Below are 18,485 nucleotides of genomic sequence, written 5' to 3'. Positions count from 1 at the left end.
ATTGTATTTTAGGGGGTGTAATAAATCGGTGAGTTCGGCCCAACAGGCAGCCCAAAACCAAATACCCAAATGTAGAACAGCAGTACCCAGCCTACAAAGAAAAACATACTGTATGGCAGCATGGTCGCAACCAAAGTACCAATTCCCATATCTTTTTTGTACTTCGTCGCAACGGCTAAAATAAGGCCAAAGTAACTCATCATGGGCGTTATTAAGTTAGTCACTGAATCACCAATTCGATATGCTGCTTGAATCGTTTCTGGTGCGTAGCCAACAAGCATTAACATAGGTACAAATATCGGTGCGGTCACGGCCCATTGTGCTGATGACGATCCTAAGCTTAGGTTAACTAGCGCACACATAAATATAAATAATACAAATACTTCAGGGCCTGTCAGGTTGAGCGCGGTAAGTAATGCAGCTCCATTTATTGCCAAAATCGTACCTAAATTAGTCCACTTAAAAAACGCAACAAATTGGGCAGCAAAAAACACTAATACGATATACATGCCCATTGAGCCCATTGATTTGCTCATCGCATCAATAACGTCACGGTCATTTTTCATCGTGCCAACGACACGACCATACACAAAACCAGGAATTGCAAATGTCACAAAGATGAATACCACAATCCCTTTTAAAAAAGGTGAACCAGCAACTAAGCCTGTCTCAGGATGACGTAAAATACCACTTTGTGGCACTATTGTTAGCGCAAGTAAAGCTGATACTATTAGTAATGAAAAACCAGCCCATTTAAGCCCCGACTTTTCAATTGCCGACAAATGCTCTATGTTGTTTTCACCTAAGTCAATACTTGCATCATTAGGGTTATATTTACCAAGACGCGGTTCAACAATTTTCTCTGTTACTAGAGTACCTACGATAGCAATCAAAAAGACCGATATCATCATGAAGTACCAATTTGCTTCAGGACCTACTTGATAAGTGGGGTCTATCATTTGTGCCGCTGGTGTTGTAATACCAGCCAGCAGTGGATCAATCGTTCCAAGTAATAAATTTGCACTATACCCACCTGATACCCCTGCAAAGGCAGCCGCTAAGCCAGCCAAAGGGTGACGACCTAAACTATGGAAAATCATCGCAGCCAAAGGTATAAGTACAACATAACCCAATTCAGATGCTGTGTTAGATAATATCGCGGCAAATACCACCATAAAAGTGACCAACCGCTTTGAAGCGCCCATCACCATGCCACGCATTGCCGCTGATAATAGTCCTGAATGCTCAGCTACACTCACACCTAATAACGCCACTAGCACGGTTCCAAGCGGAGCAAAACCGGTAAAGTTCGTAACAAGACCGGTGACAATTTTTTGTAAACCTTCTGCACTTAAAAGACTAACGACTTCAATAATACCATCAGGATCTCTGCCCTTAGCACCTTCAGGGCGAGGGTCAATTGCACTTAACCCCATCCAATCAGCAATACCACTAAAAACAACAATGGCGACACAAAACATCGCGAACAAAGTAATAGGGTGAGGCAACATATTACCTAAAAACTCTACAGTCGCTAAAAAGCGGTTAAACCAACCCTTGCTTTGCTGGCTTTTGGCTTGCGTCTCTGTAACATTTGACATAGCTTACAATCTCTAAATCTAAAAAATCGCGATAATTTAACATTTTTTACTTTTATAATCACAAAGATTCGTCGACCGACCACTCAGATAGGATAAAATATTTGTTTTGAACATATTACCACCGCCTCAAAAACTTTAGCTCATCAAAACAACGACAATTAACTGCGGTGTTGCTTATTTGTACCTAATTTATTATTTGCTCGACTTGATCTAGATGCATGTTCACGTACGACACGCCGAGTTTCAGAGCTATCTATACACCGCTTATAGTAACTTGATATTTTAGCCTTCGCTTGTCTTGCTGCATCTTTTGGTAATATATCTGGTTTATCGTACAAGTCAGTTTTTAAACCGCTATAAAGCCAAGGGGTATGCAAATAGGCATTCGGTACATGCGCCAGCTCTGGTAAATAGCGACGTATAAAATCACCTTGAGGGTCAAGCTTTTGCCCTTGTGCTACTGGGTTATAAATTCTGGGTGGGTTAATGCCAGTCGTACCCGATTGCATTTGTATTTGAGGATAATGAATACCCGGCTCATAGTCGATAAAAGTACTTGCTAAGTAAGCTGCCGTTTTAGGCCAATCTAACCATAAATGATAACTAGCATAGGCAACCAGCATCGCTCTCATCCTGAAGTTAATCCAACCAGTATGTATCAACATGCGCATGCAGGCATCAACAAATGGCACACCTGTATAACCCGCTTTCCAACGCTCAAAGTTGATTTCGTCAAACCCGCCTTCGCGCATTTTAATTAAGGAGCGATGCACGGCCTCTAATTCATAGCGTGGTTCAGATTCTAATTTTTGCACAAAATGACTGTGCCAATATAGCCGAGCAATAAACCCTGCTTTTTGTCGTTTATTTACACAAAGAGCATAAGAATCATTGATTATTTTTTTTAAGCTTAAGCTGCCATAACATAAGTAGGGGCTTAATCTAGAACTACTTGAAACTGAACTTACTGGGCTAGATATGCCATACAAATATTTATTAATACGCGTATTAAAAAAGCTGTTTAAGGTAGCATTTGCATGAGGAATACCACCCAACTGCATATTTTGGGCGACAAAGTTATCGTTTCCTGGATATATGTCTAATAACTCTAACCCGCTGTGAAAATTTATTAAAGAATTGAGACGACTCGGCGCACTGATTAATGGGCTATCTAGCCACTGAGCTGCCATTTTTTGCCAATTTGCTCTTTTAATATTACCCCGAAATACAGCTTGTTGACGATACTCATGTATACCAATGTGTTGTAGGTTACACCAATTAAAAACTTGTTTATCTCTTTCGTATGTCCAATTATTTCCCGTTTCTTGATGACAAAATAACGCACTGATTGGGTAGCAAGTATTAATTTTTGACAAAATATCAACTACGTTACCAAATCGAATACACAAAAAACCACCAAGCTTCTCAAGCTCAGCTGCATAAGAACGAATGGTTTGCGAGATGAAATAAAACTGCCTGGCGCTGGTGTCATTAAGTTGCCAGTATTTTGGTTCTATGACATACAAAAACAAAGTGGGTAAGTTGTTTTTTTGACTGTACTTCAGTGGTGCATGATCCTCTATCCTAAAATCACGCTTTAACCAAACCACATTAATCACAGATAACACCTTTAAACAAAAGTGGATAACGCCTTAAACGATTTCCTATATAATCATCTGCAAGTACTTGTTTGGCGATTCGTTGTACGTCATCGTCTATTGCAAATACCCACTCAAAACGCTCCACTGCGAGCAGTAAACCTCGCTTTAAGTATGGTTGCTGCTTAAATTCAGCACAATTTGTTTTGATGATTTCTAACTTTTCTGGGTGTACCTTTAATTCATTTAAAGCGGCAACAACAAACTCAAAGTCACGACTTTGATGTTTATTATTGCTCAGCTTACGCGTTGTTTTAGCCATATAGCTATTTGTCACTCTCTAGCTGTTTTTTTAACGACTCTATTTTTACAAGGAAGTCTTCTTTATGCTTATCATGCTCATAATCTAGGTGATAAGTATTATGGAACCCATATCGCATAAGTACACCACTGCCTTTAAAGTAGATTGTATATCCATCAATATCAGAAAAGGCTGTTATACCACCATATAGCTTGCCGTCAGATGTAACTTCACCATGTTTTTGAATATACTCATAAACACTCAAAATGGTTCTGCTATCTATTTCATTTTTCATTGCAACTCCTATTAGTAAGTTATTCTACGTATTAGAATTGGTGTAGGATCAATAAAATACAAGCTTTAACAGCACTGAGTTTATGCAAATTCAATTTTTAGGACCACCTTCAGGCATCCCAAGTAATTATCGCCACATGTCAGCGACTGCAATAAGCTTTGAAACATCAAAACAGTGGTTACTCATAGATTGTGGCGAGGCACTCAGTTACTTAAGGCAAAGCTTTCACCAGCAAAATTGGCAGTTATTTGCATCTCTCATATCCATGGTGAACACTGTTATGGATTACTAGGTTTGCTATCGAGTATGTCTTTGCATGGAAGAGTCGCTCCTGTGACATGAATTGCACCTCATAAACTTATTCAGTTTATTCATACCTGCTTTAGGGGCTGTTGATCTTTGCTGTGAGTTTTTGCAGCAGTCATTCGGGTATAATTGCCGAATTTGCAAACAAGTATGCTATTAAACGCATACCGCTTACCCACTTTAGGGTGCGCTACCATGGCCCTGGTATGCTAGAACCACTCAAAAAAGAAGCCAAAGAACATTACCAGGGAGAATTACATTTTGCGCAAGACTTACTTTGCTTGACCATTTCGAAGCAAAGCCTGAAGTAACTCTTGATCTGACTGGACGATAATCGCATACTGCTGCGCTGCATATATTAAGCTGTCTATTTGCGGCGTTATCTTCTCTATACATGCTTGTTGAAACAAGGTAGAACGCCTATCACCACGCATGTGGGCTAGTGCGAGCGTGTGGCCACAACTGGCTGCATATTGTTCAAAACCATTTTTTTGTGCCGCTCGTTTACCAAGCATAAAATCTTCCGGTTCACACCCAACCCTTGCATGGTGCCTAGAGCGAACTAGCCAATGCTTTGCCTGCCAATAAACATCATCCAGCACAATATCTGGGCGACGCTGCATTTTACGTTGGCAGTTTACAGTCAAATGAGCTGCATTAAGCCGGTTTATTGGACTCAGTTTAGTAAAGTAATTTAAGGGGGCAGCAAGGCGCTGCTGTTTTATCTCTACGATATGACACAAGTGGAAATCTTCAGCACACATTTTTGCAGATTCAGGCCCAACTAACACGTAATATCGCGTTAGGTTATGCGAACCGGTTCCTGCGCTTAAACGCTCAACAACATCTAATATGTAATCATCAACATAAGGTAAAAATGTGTCGACTATGTCATTATAAGTTTGCTCAGGCAAACGTTTAAAACGGTGTTCATCATGCTTAAATGCTAAAGGTAAAGTATTAAAGTCTAGCTCTTTAGCTAAAGTACTATTTGTCTTGAACGCCGCGCCACCTGCTTTTCTTTGTAGCGCTTTTTGCCAACGCTTATACAGAATATGTTCATTATCAAACTCAGATACAGCTGATTGCGTTGTTAGTTTATTGTCGACAGACAGCTGGCATGCTTCGAGATACGAGTCAACAAAAGCTTGAGCGCCTGCAAAAACTTGCTCTTTAGAAACCAAAGGTTTTTGTCTAACCTTTATATCACTAGATGTCATTTGTTGGTCGCTTGCATGATGTCGAGCCAAAAATAGACTTGTCACAAAACGAAATAGATCCCAAACAGCATGACCAATACATGCATCATCAAAATCATTGGCCGTAAAAATGATGGTGTCGCCATGAGAGCCTTCTTCACTAATAAACCCAAAGTTTCCTGTATGGCAATCGCCAAGAATACTTGTTAAAGGCATCTCAAAAAGCACAGCGGGCAATGCAATATTACCGTTAGCAAAGTCATGATACATCAACGCTGCGCTGCCCCTTAAAAATAGAAATGGGCTACTGGCCATTTTTATGTGTTTTTGTAGTGTTCCAACTGGCCGGACACAATCAATGTTGGTCAATATTACTTCTATTTGAGTCTGCCTGTTCATATTAACTCCTTCACATTAACAGATAAGTTTCCTATTAATGGTTTAGAGTGAACTATAAACCATCAAGTAGAGGTAAAAACTTCTAAATACTTTACCACACGCTAGCTAAAGGATGTGACAATTTAGTTGCAATAATATGACTTAGACTTGCTTAGTTTTAAGTTTTGAAAATTATTAAAACAAGTTGTTGCAAGAAACAAATTAATTTCTTATTTAATCTAAGAAACGGATCAGAAGGCACTTTGGTTATAATTTTGAGTAACTGGGGGGAAGTTAAGTCAGAAAACCCTACTGGCAAAGCCAATTCAACCTTAAACAGTAGCTCGGCATTGCACATTCGTCAATATACAAGATGAATTCACGGTATATCTGAGATTATCTCACTGTATCTCACAGATTACTTTTTAATCGTTTCGTAAGAATTTCAATACACAAAATGATGCAATTAAATCTGTCTTCAAATTGACTACGTAGCATTTTTTTCATTACCTATAGGTATGCGAAATCAACTTCACTCAATACTTGATTTGGCAGTTGTTGTGCTTTGACCAGATAGTCAAACGCTCACATATAATAATAAACAAACCGATAGGATGTAGTATGCGTAATTTTAACCACAGTAAAATAGCCCTAAGTGTGGCAGTATTTTTAGCTGGAGGCACAACTGGCTATGCAGCCGAACAAACAGGCGCAGAAGAAGTAGAAAAGATTCAGATCACAGGCTCTCGCATAGCCCGTTCTAGTGCGCAAATGACAACACCAACCACCGTTTTAGATGCAAAAGCCATCGAAATGTCGGGTGTAAAAAATATTGGCGATTTAATGCATAAGCTACCTGCTATGATTGACGGCGTAGGTGGTGTTACAGCACGCGATCAAAATGGTTCCGGACTCTCAACAGCGGGACAAGAATTAGTCAACTTACGTGGCTTAGGCACTGAACGAAGTTTAGTATTGGTTAATGGGCGTCGCCATGTGCCTGGGGATGCAGGTAACTCAGCAGTCGACTTATCAATGATCCCAACAGCACTGGTTGAACGAGTAGAGATTATAACCGGTGGGGCGTCTGCAATTTATGGCGCAGATGCAGTAACCGGTGTTGTTAACTTCATCATGAAAAAGGACTTTGTTGGTTTTGATATTGACGCCTCTTACGGCGAAAGCGCTGAGGGTGATGCCAAAAGCAACGACCTGTCAATTACTTTTGGCCAAGACTTTGCCAATGGAAAAGGTAACTTTACAGTACATGCAACCTATTCTAAAAAAGATGAAGTAAAAGCAACCAGCCGAAACTATGCCAACTTAAATCATTCATTTTTGTCAAATCCAGATAATACAGGGCCTAATGACGGAATTCCCGATACTTTATTTGTCAATGATTTACGGTTTCAAGCACTCAGCGCTGAAGGGTTAATTTATGTACCTAACGACAATTACTTCTTTGGTGATATGCCAATTACACAAGCACCTGTGCCAACATTTGCAAATGACCCAATTGAGTTTCCTTTTGGTAAAGTAGGGTATGACACATTCACAATCGACAGAGCTGATGGGCGCTTTAGGCCTTTTGAAAATGGCGCATTTTGTAGTGGACCTGTAACGTGTGATGGAGGTGATGGATTTAGGACTCCTGAAACAATCTACCTTGTTGCCCCAAGCGATCGATTTTTATTTGATTTTGGCACCCGCTATGACATTGCAGATGACTTAACTATTTTTGCTAATGCTAAATACGCTAAGGTTGAGTCTTTTGCTACAGGCCAAGCAAGTATCTTTCACGATGACAACTTTGGCCCTTTAGTATCACTAAAACTTGATAACCCGTTTTTACCTGAAGGTTTGCGCCCATTGATGCAAGAGCGAGGTTTAACAGAAGTAGGCCTAGCCGTTGTCGGCTTACCTTCAAGCGCCGATAACACACGTGAAACGAAACAGTTTACCTTTGGTGGCGAAGGGCAGTTTAGTGATTATGACTATGAATTTTACATTCAACATGGACAAGTAGACGGTGATATTTACGAGCAAACTACTTATAACGAGCGTTATTATCGCGCACTAGATGCAACGACCAATGAGGCTGGAGAAGCCGTATGTCGTGATACATCAGATTCATCATGTGTCGCATACAATCCGATTTTCAAGCAAGCTTCCGCAGAAGCTTTAGCGTACGCTGGCGTAATACTTCACCGCCAACAAAAGATGAAACAAACGCTCGCAAGTTTTGTGGTAAATGGTGATTTAGGGTCAACAAGTCTTGGTCCTATTGCATTTGCTGCTGGGTTAGAATACCGCAAAGAGCAATCATCAAATTTACCTGACCCCCTTACTTATGGCCGAGATGAAAACGGTATTGGCCTTGGGTTAGTTGGGCTGACCACTGGGCAAAGTGCAGAAACCAACATATTTTTAAGCCCTGTTGAAGGTAGCTATGATGTTAAAGAGTTATTTGCGGAGGTAAGCGTTCCGCTACTATCAGACTTGCCGCTTATTGAAAGTCTTGATTTTGAAGTTGCTGGACGATATGCAGACAACAGCATAACTGGAGGCGACTTTACTTACAAAACAGGTTTTAATTGGCAAATAGGGTATGACATTGGTAGTAGGGTTAGCTTTTCTAGAGCGGTCAGGGCACCCAATGTACAAGAATTATTTGCACCTAGTTCAGCAGGTGCAAATAACTTTACAGACCCATGCCATAATACAAACCTAACCGCTAATGCTGCAGCAACAGCTAACCGTAAGGCAAACTGTGCAGCTTTAGGTCTAAGTGAAGAATTTGTATCGAATGCTTCTTTTGGTACTGTATTACAACAAACCAGCGGTAATGAGCAGCTCAAGCCAGAAACAGCGGATACTTTAACAGTTGGTTTAACCTATACACCAAGTGCTGATTTTAACCTAGCAATTGATTATTGGGATATTGAAATAACTGACGCGATAACAGAGATAGACGGCACTGATGTGCTTGAAAACTGCGTAGATGGCTCACAATTAGATAGCAACTTCTGTGACAAGGTAAAGCGTGCAGACAACGGTAATATTTTATATGTCGGCGTAAATAGCATTAATGCTGCTAGGTTTTCGGCAAGTGGTGTCGACGTAGAAGGGATGCTAGGCTTTGATTTAGCATTGGGTCGCTTAAGTTTTAGAGTGAATGCCTCATATCTTGATGAACGTATTTCGGAACAAAACCCTAAAAGTGGGCAACCTATTGAAAATCAAGCGGGTAACCGAGAGTACCCTCGCGTTAGAGCAAATATCAGTACAACCTATCAATATGAAGACCTTACGGCGAGTATAAATAGTAACTATGTAGGGAGCTCTACCTTTAATAAAACCCGATCTGACGAATATTACCCATCAGAGTTTGGTAATCAAGTAGCAAGTTATACCACTCACAATTTGCGCGTAAATTATCAAGCATCTGATGAAATAGTCGTCTATCTTGGCATAAATAATTTTGCTAACAAAAAACCACCAAAGCTTCCATTACTAAACCAAGGTAACATGTATTACGACGCAATTGGTCGTACATACCGTGCCGGCGTAAAATATAGTTTCTAAATAAATCAAAACTTATATGTAAAAAAGCAGAGCTGATGCTCTGCTTTTTTATGAATTGCTCGTATTATCGGGCATTGGTGCTTTCAAAGATTTTGTCAGCAGAGGCTGCTACAAACCCTGTGTAAACTTCACCGTTTGGTTGCTCATAACGCAATGCAAATTCATAAAAACAGCTTGGGATCTTAAACTCACCATCGCTGAATGTAACGCTGTGGTGGTCAGCCAAAGTCGAAGACTGTTCTAACAAAACTTCAGCAGAGCCCTTAATTTCGCCACCAGATGTATTAAGCGCAAAACCTGCATCTTTAAGTGCTTGGTTAACCGCTTCAATCGTATTAAACCCAGATAAATAATTAATACTCACAGTAAAGTGATTAGCACGATATCCCCATGCAGACATCCAAGCCGCATATTCACTTTCTTGTAAAAGCTGTTGATATATTTCATGGCTCACTTGCCAATGCGTACCAGAATATAAGAAGTCCTCAGCGGTCACTGCACTTTCATCAATCTGCTCAACCATGTCATTGATAATAGCTTGCAGCTCTGGTGAGCATTGCTCTACTAATAACTCTGAAATAAATACTTTTGGCTTTGTTGGGTCTGAATGCTCATAGTGCTTAGCGTATAACTTCTTTGCTTCAAAGTGGTATTCGCCACACTCTTTATAACCAACTGCTATAAAGTGGGCCGCTAATTTTTCTAGCCCAACCTTCTCATGGTTAAAGGTACGAAGTGCGATGTGATCATTAATCACATCATCTTTTTGTGTTGACCCTAACAGCTCATGTACCTTCACTGCTGAAGGCGTAACTGACAGGTAGTTGCTCCAAAGTTTGTCAAATAGTTGATCAACATTGTTGTGCATAATGGGTTCCTTAATTGTGCGGCTATCACCGCGTTAACTTGGTGCGATTAAGCGCGACGCAGCAAGTTTATAAAGTAAATGTTCTAACAGAATCACCCGCTTCAAGCCCCAAAGCTTGGGCTACGCAGGGTTCGATACTCAATGTTTTAGTGGTGCTATCATATGAACATTTATCAGTAAAAGTCGCTTTAAAGCTGGTTAAACCTTGGTTTGAAATAGCACGAGCTTGGCCACTGATATTGCTATGAATGCTCACCTTAGCCACTACAGAGTGCTGTACGGTTCGGATATTGCTAAGCTTAGCTTCAACAGTAGGACCTGCATCGAACAAGTCAATATACCCTCGGTGCTCAAACCCTTCCTTTTCTAATAGTTTTAGTGCTGGTTTGGTTTTTTCATGAACTTGGCCGATAACAGCTTGTGCTTGCTCACTTAGTAAATTGGCATAGATAGGGTATTTTGGCATCAGCTCACTTATAAACACCTTATCGCCTAAGCCAACCAAATGATCCGCTTGAGGAAACTCAATGCTGAAAAAGTGCTCTTGCAACCACTGCCAAAATGGTGAGCGGCCATTATTATCACTCACACCACGCATTTCAGCTATAACAGTTTGTGCGAAACGTGTTTCGTGATCAGCCATAAATACAAAACGCGAACGACTTAAAAACCGACCCGCTAGACCTTTACGAAATGGTTCACGTAAAAATAGTGTACATATCTCTGAGCAACCGGTGTAATCATTACACATGCTTAAAATATCGACGGTATTGTATACACCAAGCGTACGCGAGTGATGTACTGTTTTGCCTAAGTGGTAGTGATACAAAGGAATTTGCATACCCACTGCCGCCTCGATGGCGGTAGTGCCCATGATTTCACCCGTTTCACTGTCTTCAAGCACAAAAACATACCCCTCATCAAAGGGTTTATTTAATTGTTTAGCGAAGCTACGTTCTGAGCGAGAGATTTTCTCTTGTAATAAATCATCATCCACTGGCAATGAAGTAAAGCCATGACCAGATTCTATGGCTATCTGTTTAAAAGCAGCAAAATCATTGCTGTTTATTGGTCTAAGTATCTGCATAATTGCAATCAATGAGAGGTGTTACCACCTCTCATACCTATTAGCCGTTTACCACGTCAGAGACTGCCATCTCAAAACGCGCCAAGCCCGCAGTAATGTCTTCATCAGGTATAACCAGTGATGGGGTAAAACGAATAACATTTGTACCGGCTACTAGAGTCATAAGACCATGCTTGGTGCTAGCCACTAAAAAGTCACGAGCGCGGTCTTTAAAGCTGTCATTTAATACAGCTCCTAATAACAAACCTTTACCGCGAACCTCAGCAAATACATTGTATTTTTCATTAATGGCATTTAAGCCATCACGAAATAGCTGCTCTTTATGCTTAACTTGGGCTAACACCTCTGAGTTATTCACTGTATCAAATGCAGCTTCTGCTACCGCACAGGCAAGCGGGTTACCACCGTAAGTAGACCCATGAGTACCTACTTTTAGGTGCTTGGCAATATCAGTCGTTGTGATCATCGCACCGATAGGGAAACCTCCACCAAGGGCTTTTGCTGTCGTTAATATATCTGGTGTTACGTCTAAACCTTGATAAGCATAAAGCTCACCAGTGCGGCCAACACCCGACTGTACTTCATCAAAAATCAATAGTGCGTTGTGCTTGTTACACAAAGCGCGAACACCTTTTACAAACTCTTTAGTTGGACTGATGATACCGCCTTCACCTTGCAAGGGCTCCATCATAACAGCACATGTTTTATCACTAATTAATGCTTCAAATGCAGCTAGGTCATTGTAATCACAATGAACTACATCAGCAGGTTTTGGGCCAAAGCCATCAGAGTAAGCTGCTTGCCCACCTACAGTCACAGTAAAAAATGTACGCCCGTGGAAACCTTTATTGAATGCAATAATTTGTGTTTTATCTTCACCATGCTTATCTAATGCAAAACGGCGTGCGAGTTTAAGTGCAGCTTCGTTTGCTTCAGCACCAGAGTTTGCAAAATAAACTTTATCTGCAAATGTGGCATCGGTTATTTTTTTTGCCAAACGTAAGGCTGGCTCATTAGTCATTACATTTGATAAATGCCATAACTTTTGACCTTGCTCAGTTAATGCATTTACTAGTGCAGGGTGACAATGACCAAGACAGTTAACAGCAATACCGCCTGCAAAATCAATGTATTCGTCGCCCTTTTGATCCCATACTCGTGACCCTTTGCCTTTTACAGGGATCACTTCTGATGGGTTATAATTTGGTACCATAACCTGATCAAATAATTCGCGGTTTGTTTGCATGACGACGTCCTCTTATTTTACTTCAATTTGAACGCACCTTTTTTATACAATTTTAAAGATGCCTAATTATCTTCATTATTACGTTGTTCAAAGTAAATTTGCAGTGCAATTTTACTCAAATTGATTAAAATAAGAAGTAAATTAACGATTCTTTTATTCAAAATGATAAATTCACACGATGAAAAGCTAATTGCTCTATTACGCTCAAACGCCCGTGCAAGTATTTCAGAATTAGCAAGAAGCTTAGACTTATCGCGCTCTACTGTACAAAGTAGGCTGCAAAAACTCGAACAATCGGGTGTTATCCAAGGCTACAGCGTTGAGTTTGGTAAAGAGTATTTATCAGAACTCGTTGAAGCCCATGTATCAATTAAAGTTAAACAAAAGTTGACCACTAAAACCAACATCGCATTAAAGCATTTAAATAATATTAGTGCGCTGTATGCAATCAGCGGTGAATACGACATGATAGCTGTAGTTGAAGCTCAGAATTTACAACAACTGAGCACAATTCTTGATAACATTGGCAATTTAGAAGGGGTAGAACGAACGAATTCATCGGTTATTTTAGAGACTAAATTTAAACGCTAACGAGCACAATTCTTGATAACATTGGCAATTTAGAAGGGGTAGAACGAACGAATTCATCGGTTATTTTAGAGACTAAATTTAAACGCTAACTGCAACGCCATTTAATATCGAGTTGATGCAACTCAATTAGCATTCTAGTACTTTTGTCTAACTGACTATAATGCCACCTAAAATATAGTAAATATAAACAATACCTTAATCAAAATCACCGTTTATGGCCTATGTTACTAATAGAAATCAGCAATTACTTTCTATCCACAGTTATTTTTTGCTAGAACTTAGTAACGTGTGTAATTACTACCACGCAAAAGTTTTTTATTTTGATTTACATTTCCAGATTAACTATTGCTTTATTGTAAGTAATTACCACATCCGTTTTGACTACTTAAAAGCACTCTAAACACTAAAAATTTATCTTTAATATGTTACTGACGAATACAAATAGCTATCATTATTAGCAGTTTGCTTTTTAGTCACATCTAGCTAAGTTTACCATCACAAATACCCATTTATATCTGTATACATATTTTTATTATCTTACAAAGCACTAGTTACTCATAATAATGCAATAGTTTTCCCCCACGCAAGTAAAGTTACTCTAACTTATTGAGTGTTATATTAATTTTATTCACTTTACAGCAGTAAGGCTTGGTATTAGCTTAGTGCTCTAAATAGTTGGTCTGTGTTTTGCTCTACTACGATGAGAACCCTTAGCACAGCCTGATCTTAATTAAAACTGCACTGTTATGGTGCAATTTTAATTAAAAATGCACTGTCATATTGCGTAAACACAAGTTTGATTTACTGTTGATATGATTACCACTGTTTCCGATTGTTAAGCAGTTAAAGGCACGGCACTGTGGCAAGGATTAATTTACCATCACTATGGTTTATTTGGAGCCTGCTATGTTAACCAAACGCTTTTTTAAAACGAAAGAAGAAGCTGAAGTCACTTTTGAATTTGTACACCCAAACGCCCAAAAAGTTGAACTTGTCGCTGAGTTTACTGATTGGAAACCTATGGCAATGAAATTTGTCAAAAAAGACAAAGTATTTAAGCTTAAAAAACGGCTTCCTATCGATAAACAATACCATTTTAAATACCTTATTGATGGTAAACTTTGGGACAACGACAATCAAGCAGACGCCTATGTACCAAATAATTTTGGTACAGAAAATAGCATCGTAAATACTCAGCGTTTAGCGTAGTTCCGCTTATGCAGGGGTTATCTCAGCTATATTATTTGCACGGCATTGGCTACGATTTTATAAAGTATACAGGCGAACACGTTGTGTTTGATGAGCAAACTCGTTCACAAGCACTGCGTTGTTGTGGGATTGACACAGCAAATCAAAAACAGATTAATAAACTCAATTTTGAACTGGATATTGCGCCTTGGTTAGTTGCTGTAGGTGACGTTAGTATTGTTGAACAAAAGGACACTTTGTTTAAAGTTCGCATGCCAGATTATCAATGTCATGGTATTGCGAGTATTCATATTAAAAATCTTAACTATGAATATCAATTTGACTTGAGCAAAGGAATGATTGTTGGCGAGTTTATTCATGAAGATACTCGCTATGTCGAAGTTGCTTATCAAATAATGGGGATGCCAGCAGGCTATTTTGACGCAAAAATTAATCTACCTGAAGGGCAGTATAATACCCAAATTTGGTCGGTTCCCAACGAATGCTACAAGCAAACAACACACCCTACTACGGGTATTTCAGTGCAACTATATACTTTATATAGCGATAGAAACCTAGGCATTGGCGATTTTGCTGACCTTGATGAGCTAATCATACATAGCGCGCAAAGTGACTGTGATTATATACTATTAAATCCCTTACACTTGTTGTTTACAAATCAGCAGCATAAGGTGAGTCCATACAGTCCAAATCATCGGTGTTTATTAAATCCACTGTACATTGCAATTGACCGTACGCAAGAATATGCAATGAGTGAACAATTACAGAACGATTATCAGCAGTGCTTAGTGTCACTGCAAGCACAAAAACAACAGCCTTTTATTGATTATAAATTAATTAGTGAATACAAGTATGACCTTTTAACAGCTGTGTATACTCACTTTAAGCACAATAAAACCCAGCAACATCATGATAAGTTCATTGCGTTTACACAACAATTCGCTGCTCAGCTTAAAGTATTCAATAATGATGAGTGCGCTATCTACTGGCAATATTTAGCACACCAACAACTCAATAATTGCCAACAACTGTGTATAAAAAAGGGAATGGCTATTGGCCTAATCAATGACTTGGCAGTTGGCTGCTCACAAGATAGCCTCGAATATAAAGTAAACCAAGATCTTTATGCCGCAGATGCGCATATTGGTGCGCCACCTGACCCCTGGGCTGAGTCGGGTCAAGACTGGGGGCTCCCCGCACTTAATCCGATGCAACTAAGCAAAAATAAATATGCATTTTTTAAGCAATTGCTGCGTAGTAACATGGCCTCAGTTGGTGGATTAAGGATTGATCATGTTATGGCCATTAGGCGTTTGTGGTGGTGCTTTAATATCAACAATAAAGCCCAAGGTTGTTACGTCTATTATCCATTTGAACACCTCATTGCATTACTCAAGATAGAGTCTCAGTTACAAAAAAACATGATAATTGGTGAAGATCTTGGTGTTGTGCCGCCTGAAATTAAAACCGCAATGCAAGACGCTAATATGCTTGGTAATATTCTCTTTTATTTTGAAAAAGATCAACACGGCGAATTTATTCCCCCAACACAGTTAAGGCACCAAGCTTTACTCATGGTAGCAAATCATGATGTGCCGCCTTTTGCGGCATGGTGGCAGGCACAAGACTTATCCATAAAAGTACAATATAAGCTGTTAGCTGATAATGCATTAGCCTCTGAACGAGCTAAGCGAACAGCAGAAAAAATAAAACTACTACACTGGTTTACAAATGCAGGTGTGACTCATTTGCATGCACAAAGTGAAGCGCGTGAAGTGTATGAAAACTTACTTTATGTGCTAGCAAAATCAACAGTATCGATGTTGTGTTTACAACTTGACGACTTAGATGAACAAGCCTTGCCCGTTAACATTCCAGGAACTTACCTTGAATACCCAAACTGGCGACGCAGGTTATCACAAAGTGTTCGTGACATATTTATCAACAGAAGCGATTTTATTAAAACGTTAACTCAAAGCAGGAAAGGATTATGAACAGCGTAGTATCACCAGACAAACCCGTTCGCGATTACTCAAAACAACTTGATGCGCTCCAAAATGGCTGTTTCTCAGACCCCTTTTCGTTTTTAGGCCTTCACCTTACAGATGCACTAGAATATGAGCTTAGAGCGTACATGCCTGGTGCTAAATCCGTTAGTGTTGAAATTGCAGGCACATCTCAACCGCTCAAGCGGTATCTAAATAGTGATTTATTTTTGTTAACAACTACAGCAAGTGTCCTCACTCACCAAAACAAGTTCACTATAATTTATAGTAAAAGCAAGCAAATCAAACATGATGTATACCGTTTTGGTTGCCATTTAGACGAACAAGCACTGTATTTATTTAATGAAGGTACGTTAGAGCATGCCTATCATCATTTAGGTGCGCACTTTATAACGCATGAAGGTATTGAAGGTGTACGGTTTTCAGTTTGGGCGCCAAACGCTCAAAGCGTCTCTGTTATTGGCGACTTTAACTGCTGGAATAGCTGTGAGCACTTTATGAGGTTTCATCCTGCAAGTGGTATTTGGGAGCTATTCATACCAGAGCTTACGGCCAATCAGTGTTATAAATATTCTATTACGGATGCATATGGGAATAAGCAAGACAAAGCCGACCCATTTGCATTTAAAATGCAACAGGCACCAAGTACAGCATCCGTACTACAACCACTAATAGAGCACAAACCACTCACAAAACAACAGCAAGCAGCTAGAGCGAAGCGTAACCATGTGAGTGCGCCTGTTAGCATCTATGAAGTCCATCTAGGTTCATGGAAACGCCGCGCTGAGCAGGGTAATCGCTATTTGACTTACAGGGAGCTTGCTGACGACTTGCTTCCTTATGTCAAAGACATGGGCTTTACTCATTTACAGCTTATGCCTATTAGCGAATACCCATTTGATGGCTCATGGGGCTATCAACCCGTGGGCTTATTCTCCCCTTCAAGTCGCTTTGGTAGTTTTGAGGATTTTGTGTACTTTACCGAACGCTGTCATGACGCAGATCTTGGCCTACTCATTGACTGGGTGCCTGGACACTTCCCATCAGACCCCCATGGGCTACATAAGTTTGATGGTACGCATTTATATGAACACGCCGACATGCGACAAGGCTTTCATCCTGATTGGAATACCTATATTTATAACTATGACCGCCCAGAGGTTAAAAGCTTTTTACTCGCAAATGCAATTTATTGGTTAAAAGAATTCAAAATTGATGGTTTACGTGTTGATGCTGTCGCATCGATGCTGTATTTAGATTATAGCCGTAAGGATGGTGAATGGATTGCCAATCAGTATGGCGGACGTGAAAATTTAGGTGCTATCGACTGCTTACAACAAGTGAATAAAAGGTGCTACGGAACTGATGCAAGCATTATGATGGTAGCTGAAGAGTCAACAGCATGGCCCGGCGTCACCAACAGTGTTGACAATAATGGACTTGGCTTTGGTTTTAAATGGAATATGGGCTGGATGAACGATAGTCTGAGTTATATGAGCCGCGACCCACTTTATCGTCAACACCACCATCATGAAATGACCTTTTCAATGGCTTATGCTTATTCAGAAAACTATATATTGCCTTTAAGTCATGATGAGGTAGTTCATGGTAAAGGGTCACTGCTGAGTAAAATGCCAGGTGATGACTGGCAGCAGTTTGCCAACTTGAGAGCCTATTTTGCATTTATGTATGCGCACCCGGGCAAAAAGCTGTTATTTATGGGCAGTGAATTAGCAAGTCGACAGGAGTGGGACCACAATCAAGGACTCGATTGGGACCTACTTGAGCATGCATCACACAATGGCATTCAATGTACTGTAAAAAAACTCAATAAACTGTATACCTCGACGCCTGCTTTGTACGAATGTGACCATACGCCCGCTGGTTTTCAGTGGATAGATTGTAATAATGCATCGCAAAGCTTATTTAGCTTCGCTCGTTTTGGTAAAGAGAGTAAAGAGTTATTAATCGTAATTAGCCACTTAACACCACAAGTTTATCATCAATATCGAATGGGTGTGCCAAAAGCTGGCGTATATGAAGTGGTGCTCAATACAGACGATGAGCCGCTATTTGGTTCGGGTATAAAAGTGGTCGGTTCTAAGCAACAGCTGGTACAAACACAGCCAACACCCTCCCATGGTTTTGAACATAGTATTGTTATTAGTATTCCACCTTTAGCAACCCTTTATTTACACTGGATAACGGGTTAAAC

The 18,485-nt window shown here is 40.0% G+C and carries 14 protein-coding genes; 6 read left to right on the top strand and 8 right to left on the bottom strand.

The genetic code is table 11. The annotated features are described in order from the left end of the window. Nucleotides 1-8: 8 nt before the first annotated feature. From SANK73390_RS21135 to SANK73390_RS21120, 4 genes are all read right to left on the bottom strand, one after another. A complete protein-coding gene (locus SANK73390_RS21135) occupies nt 9-1,601 on the bottom strand; it encodes an AbgT family transporter (protein WP_462768293.1) in 1,593 nt (530 codons plus the stop codon). A gap of 158 nt (nt 1,602-1,759) precedes the next feature. After that, entirely contained in the window at nt 1,760-3,220 is a 1,461-nt protein-coding gene (locus SANK73390_RS21130; protein ID WP_462768292.1) for a cryptochrome/deoxyribodipyrimidine photo-lyase family protein, read from the bottom strand. Beyond that, the gene (locus tag SANK73390_RS21125) at nt 3,213-3,521 is read right to left on the bottom strand and encodes a hypothetical protein (protein ID WP_462768291.1); all 309 of its coding nucleotides are present in this window, start codon (nt 3,519-3,521) and stop codon (nt 3,213-3,215) included. The genes SANK73390_RS21130 and SANK73390_RS21125 overlap by 8 nt, the downstream gene beginning before the upstream one ends. Nucleotides 3,522-3,525: 4 nt before the next feature. Continuing rightward, nucleotides 3,526-3,795: a DUF3081 family protein gene (locus SANK73390_RS21120; RefSeq protein ID WP_462768290.1), complete on the bottom strand. Its 270-nt coding sequence runs from the start codon at nt 3,793-3,795 to the stop codon at nt 3,526-3,528. Nucleotides 3,796-3,877: 82 nt separating this feature from the next. On the opposite strand from SANK73390_RS21120, the gene SANK73390_RS21115 reads away from it, so the two are divergent. Beyond that, nucleotides 3,878-4,087: a hypothetical protein gene (locus tag SANK73390_RS21115; RefSeq protein WP_462768289.1), complete on the top strand. Its 210-nt coding sequence runs from the start codon at nt 3,878-3,880 to the stop codon at nt 4,085-4,087. 286 nt (nt 4,088-4,373) lie between these two features. Here SANK73390_RS21115 and SANK73390_RS21110 read toward each other — a convergent pair whose 3' ends face one another. Continuing rightward, nucleotides 4,374-5,699 carry a DUF2252 family protein gene (locus tag SANK73390_RS21110; RefSeq protein ID WP_462768288.1) on the bottom strand — a complete coding sequence of 442 codons (1,326 nt, stop codon included), beginning with the start codon at nt 5,697-5,699 and terminating at the stop codon, nt 4,374-4,376. Between the two features lie 600 nt (nt 5,700-6,299). On the opposite strand from SANK73390_RS21110, the gene SANK73390_RS21105 reads away from it, so the two are divergent. Beyond that, complete coding sequence (locus SANK73390_RS21105) at nt 6,300-9,263, top strand: TonB-dependent receptor domain-containing protein (protein WP_462768287.1); 2,964 nt, start codon at nt 6,300-6,302, stop codon at nt 9,261-9,263. A 64-nt stretch (nt 9,264-9,327) separates the two neighbouring features. Here SANK73390_RS21105 and SANK73390_RS21100 read toward each other — a convergent pair whose 3' ends face one another. The 3 genes from SANK73390_RS21100 to SANK73390_RS21090 form a co-directional block, all read right to left on the bottom strand. Continuing rightward, nucleotides 9,328-10,131: a 2-oxoadipate dioxygenase/decarboxylase family protein gene (locus tag SANK73390_RS21100; RefSeq protein ID WP_462768286.1), complete on the bottom strand. Its 804-nt coding sequence runs from the start codon at nt 10,129-10,131 to the stop codon at nt 9,328-9,330. A 67-nt stretch (nt 10,132-10,198) separates the two neighbouring features. Continuing rightward, nucleotides 10,199-11,218: an arginine N-succinyltransferase gene (gene astA / locus SANK73390_RS21095; protein ID WP_462768285.1), complete on the bottom strand. Its 1,020-nt coding sequence runs from the start codon at nt 11,216-11,218 to the stop codon at nt 10,199-10,201. Between the two features lie 40 nt (nt 11,219-11,258). Next, a complete protein-coding gene (locus tag SANK73390_RS21090; protein ID WP_462768284.1) occupies nt 11,259-12,464 on the bottom strand; it encodes an aspartate aminotransferase family protein in 1,206 nt (401 codons plus the stop codon). 162 nt (nt 12,465-12,626) lie between these two features. Here SANK73390_RS21090 and SANK73390_RS21085 point away from each other — a divergent pair, with 162 nt between their 5' ends. The 4 genes from SANK73390_RS21085 to glgB all read left to right on the top strand — a co-directional run bounded on the left by SANK73390_RS21085 (nt 12,627) and on the right by glgB (nt 18,483). After that, nucleotides 12,627-13,055 (top strand): Lrp/AsnC family transcriptional regulator, encoded by a 429-nt coding sequence (locus tag SANK73390_RS21085; protein ID WP_462768283.1) that lies wholly within the window; start codon nt 12,627-12,629, stop codon nt 13,053-13,055. A 906-nt stretch (nt 13,056-13,961) separates the two neighbouring features. After that, nucleotides 13,962-14,264 carry an isoamylase early set domain-containing protein gene (locus SANK73390_RS21080; RefSeq protein ID WP_462768282.1) on the top strand — a complete coding sequence of 101 codons (303 nt, stop codon included), beginning with the start codon at nt 13,962-13,964 and terminating at the stop codon, nt 14,262-14,264. Nucleotides 14,265-14,272: 8 nt separating this feature from the next. Further along, on the top strand, nt 14,273-16,258 hold the full coding sequence (gene malQ, locus SANK73390_RS21075; RefSeq protein WP_462768281.1) for a 4-alpha-glucanotransferase: 1,986 nt from the start codon (nt 14,273-14,275) through the stop codon (nt 16,256-16,258). Beyond that, nucleotides 16,255-18,483, top strand: a complete 2,229-nt coding sequence (gene glgB, locus SANK73390_RS21070; protein WP_462768280.1) for a 1,4-alpha-glucan branching protein GlgB — start codon at nt 16,255-16,257, stop codon at nt 18,481-18,483. Before malQ ends, glgB begins: the two co-directional genes overlap by 4 nt. Nucleotides 18,484-18,485: the final 2 nt, after the last annotated feature.

This window comes from Pseudoalteromonas sp. SANK 73390 (genome assembly GCF_054966645.1).
This window is presented reverse-complemented; position numbering and strand designations above follow the sequence as displayed.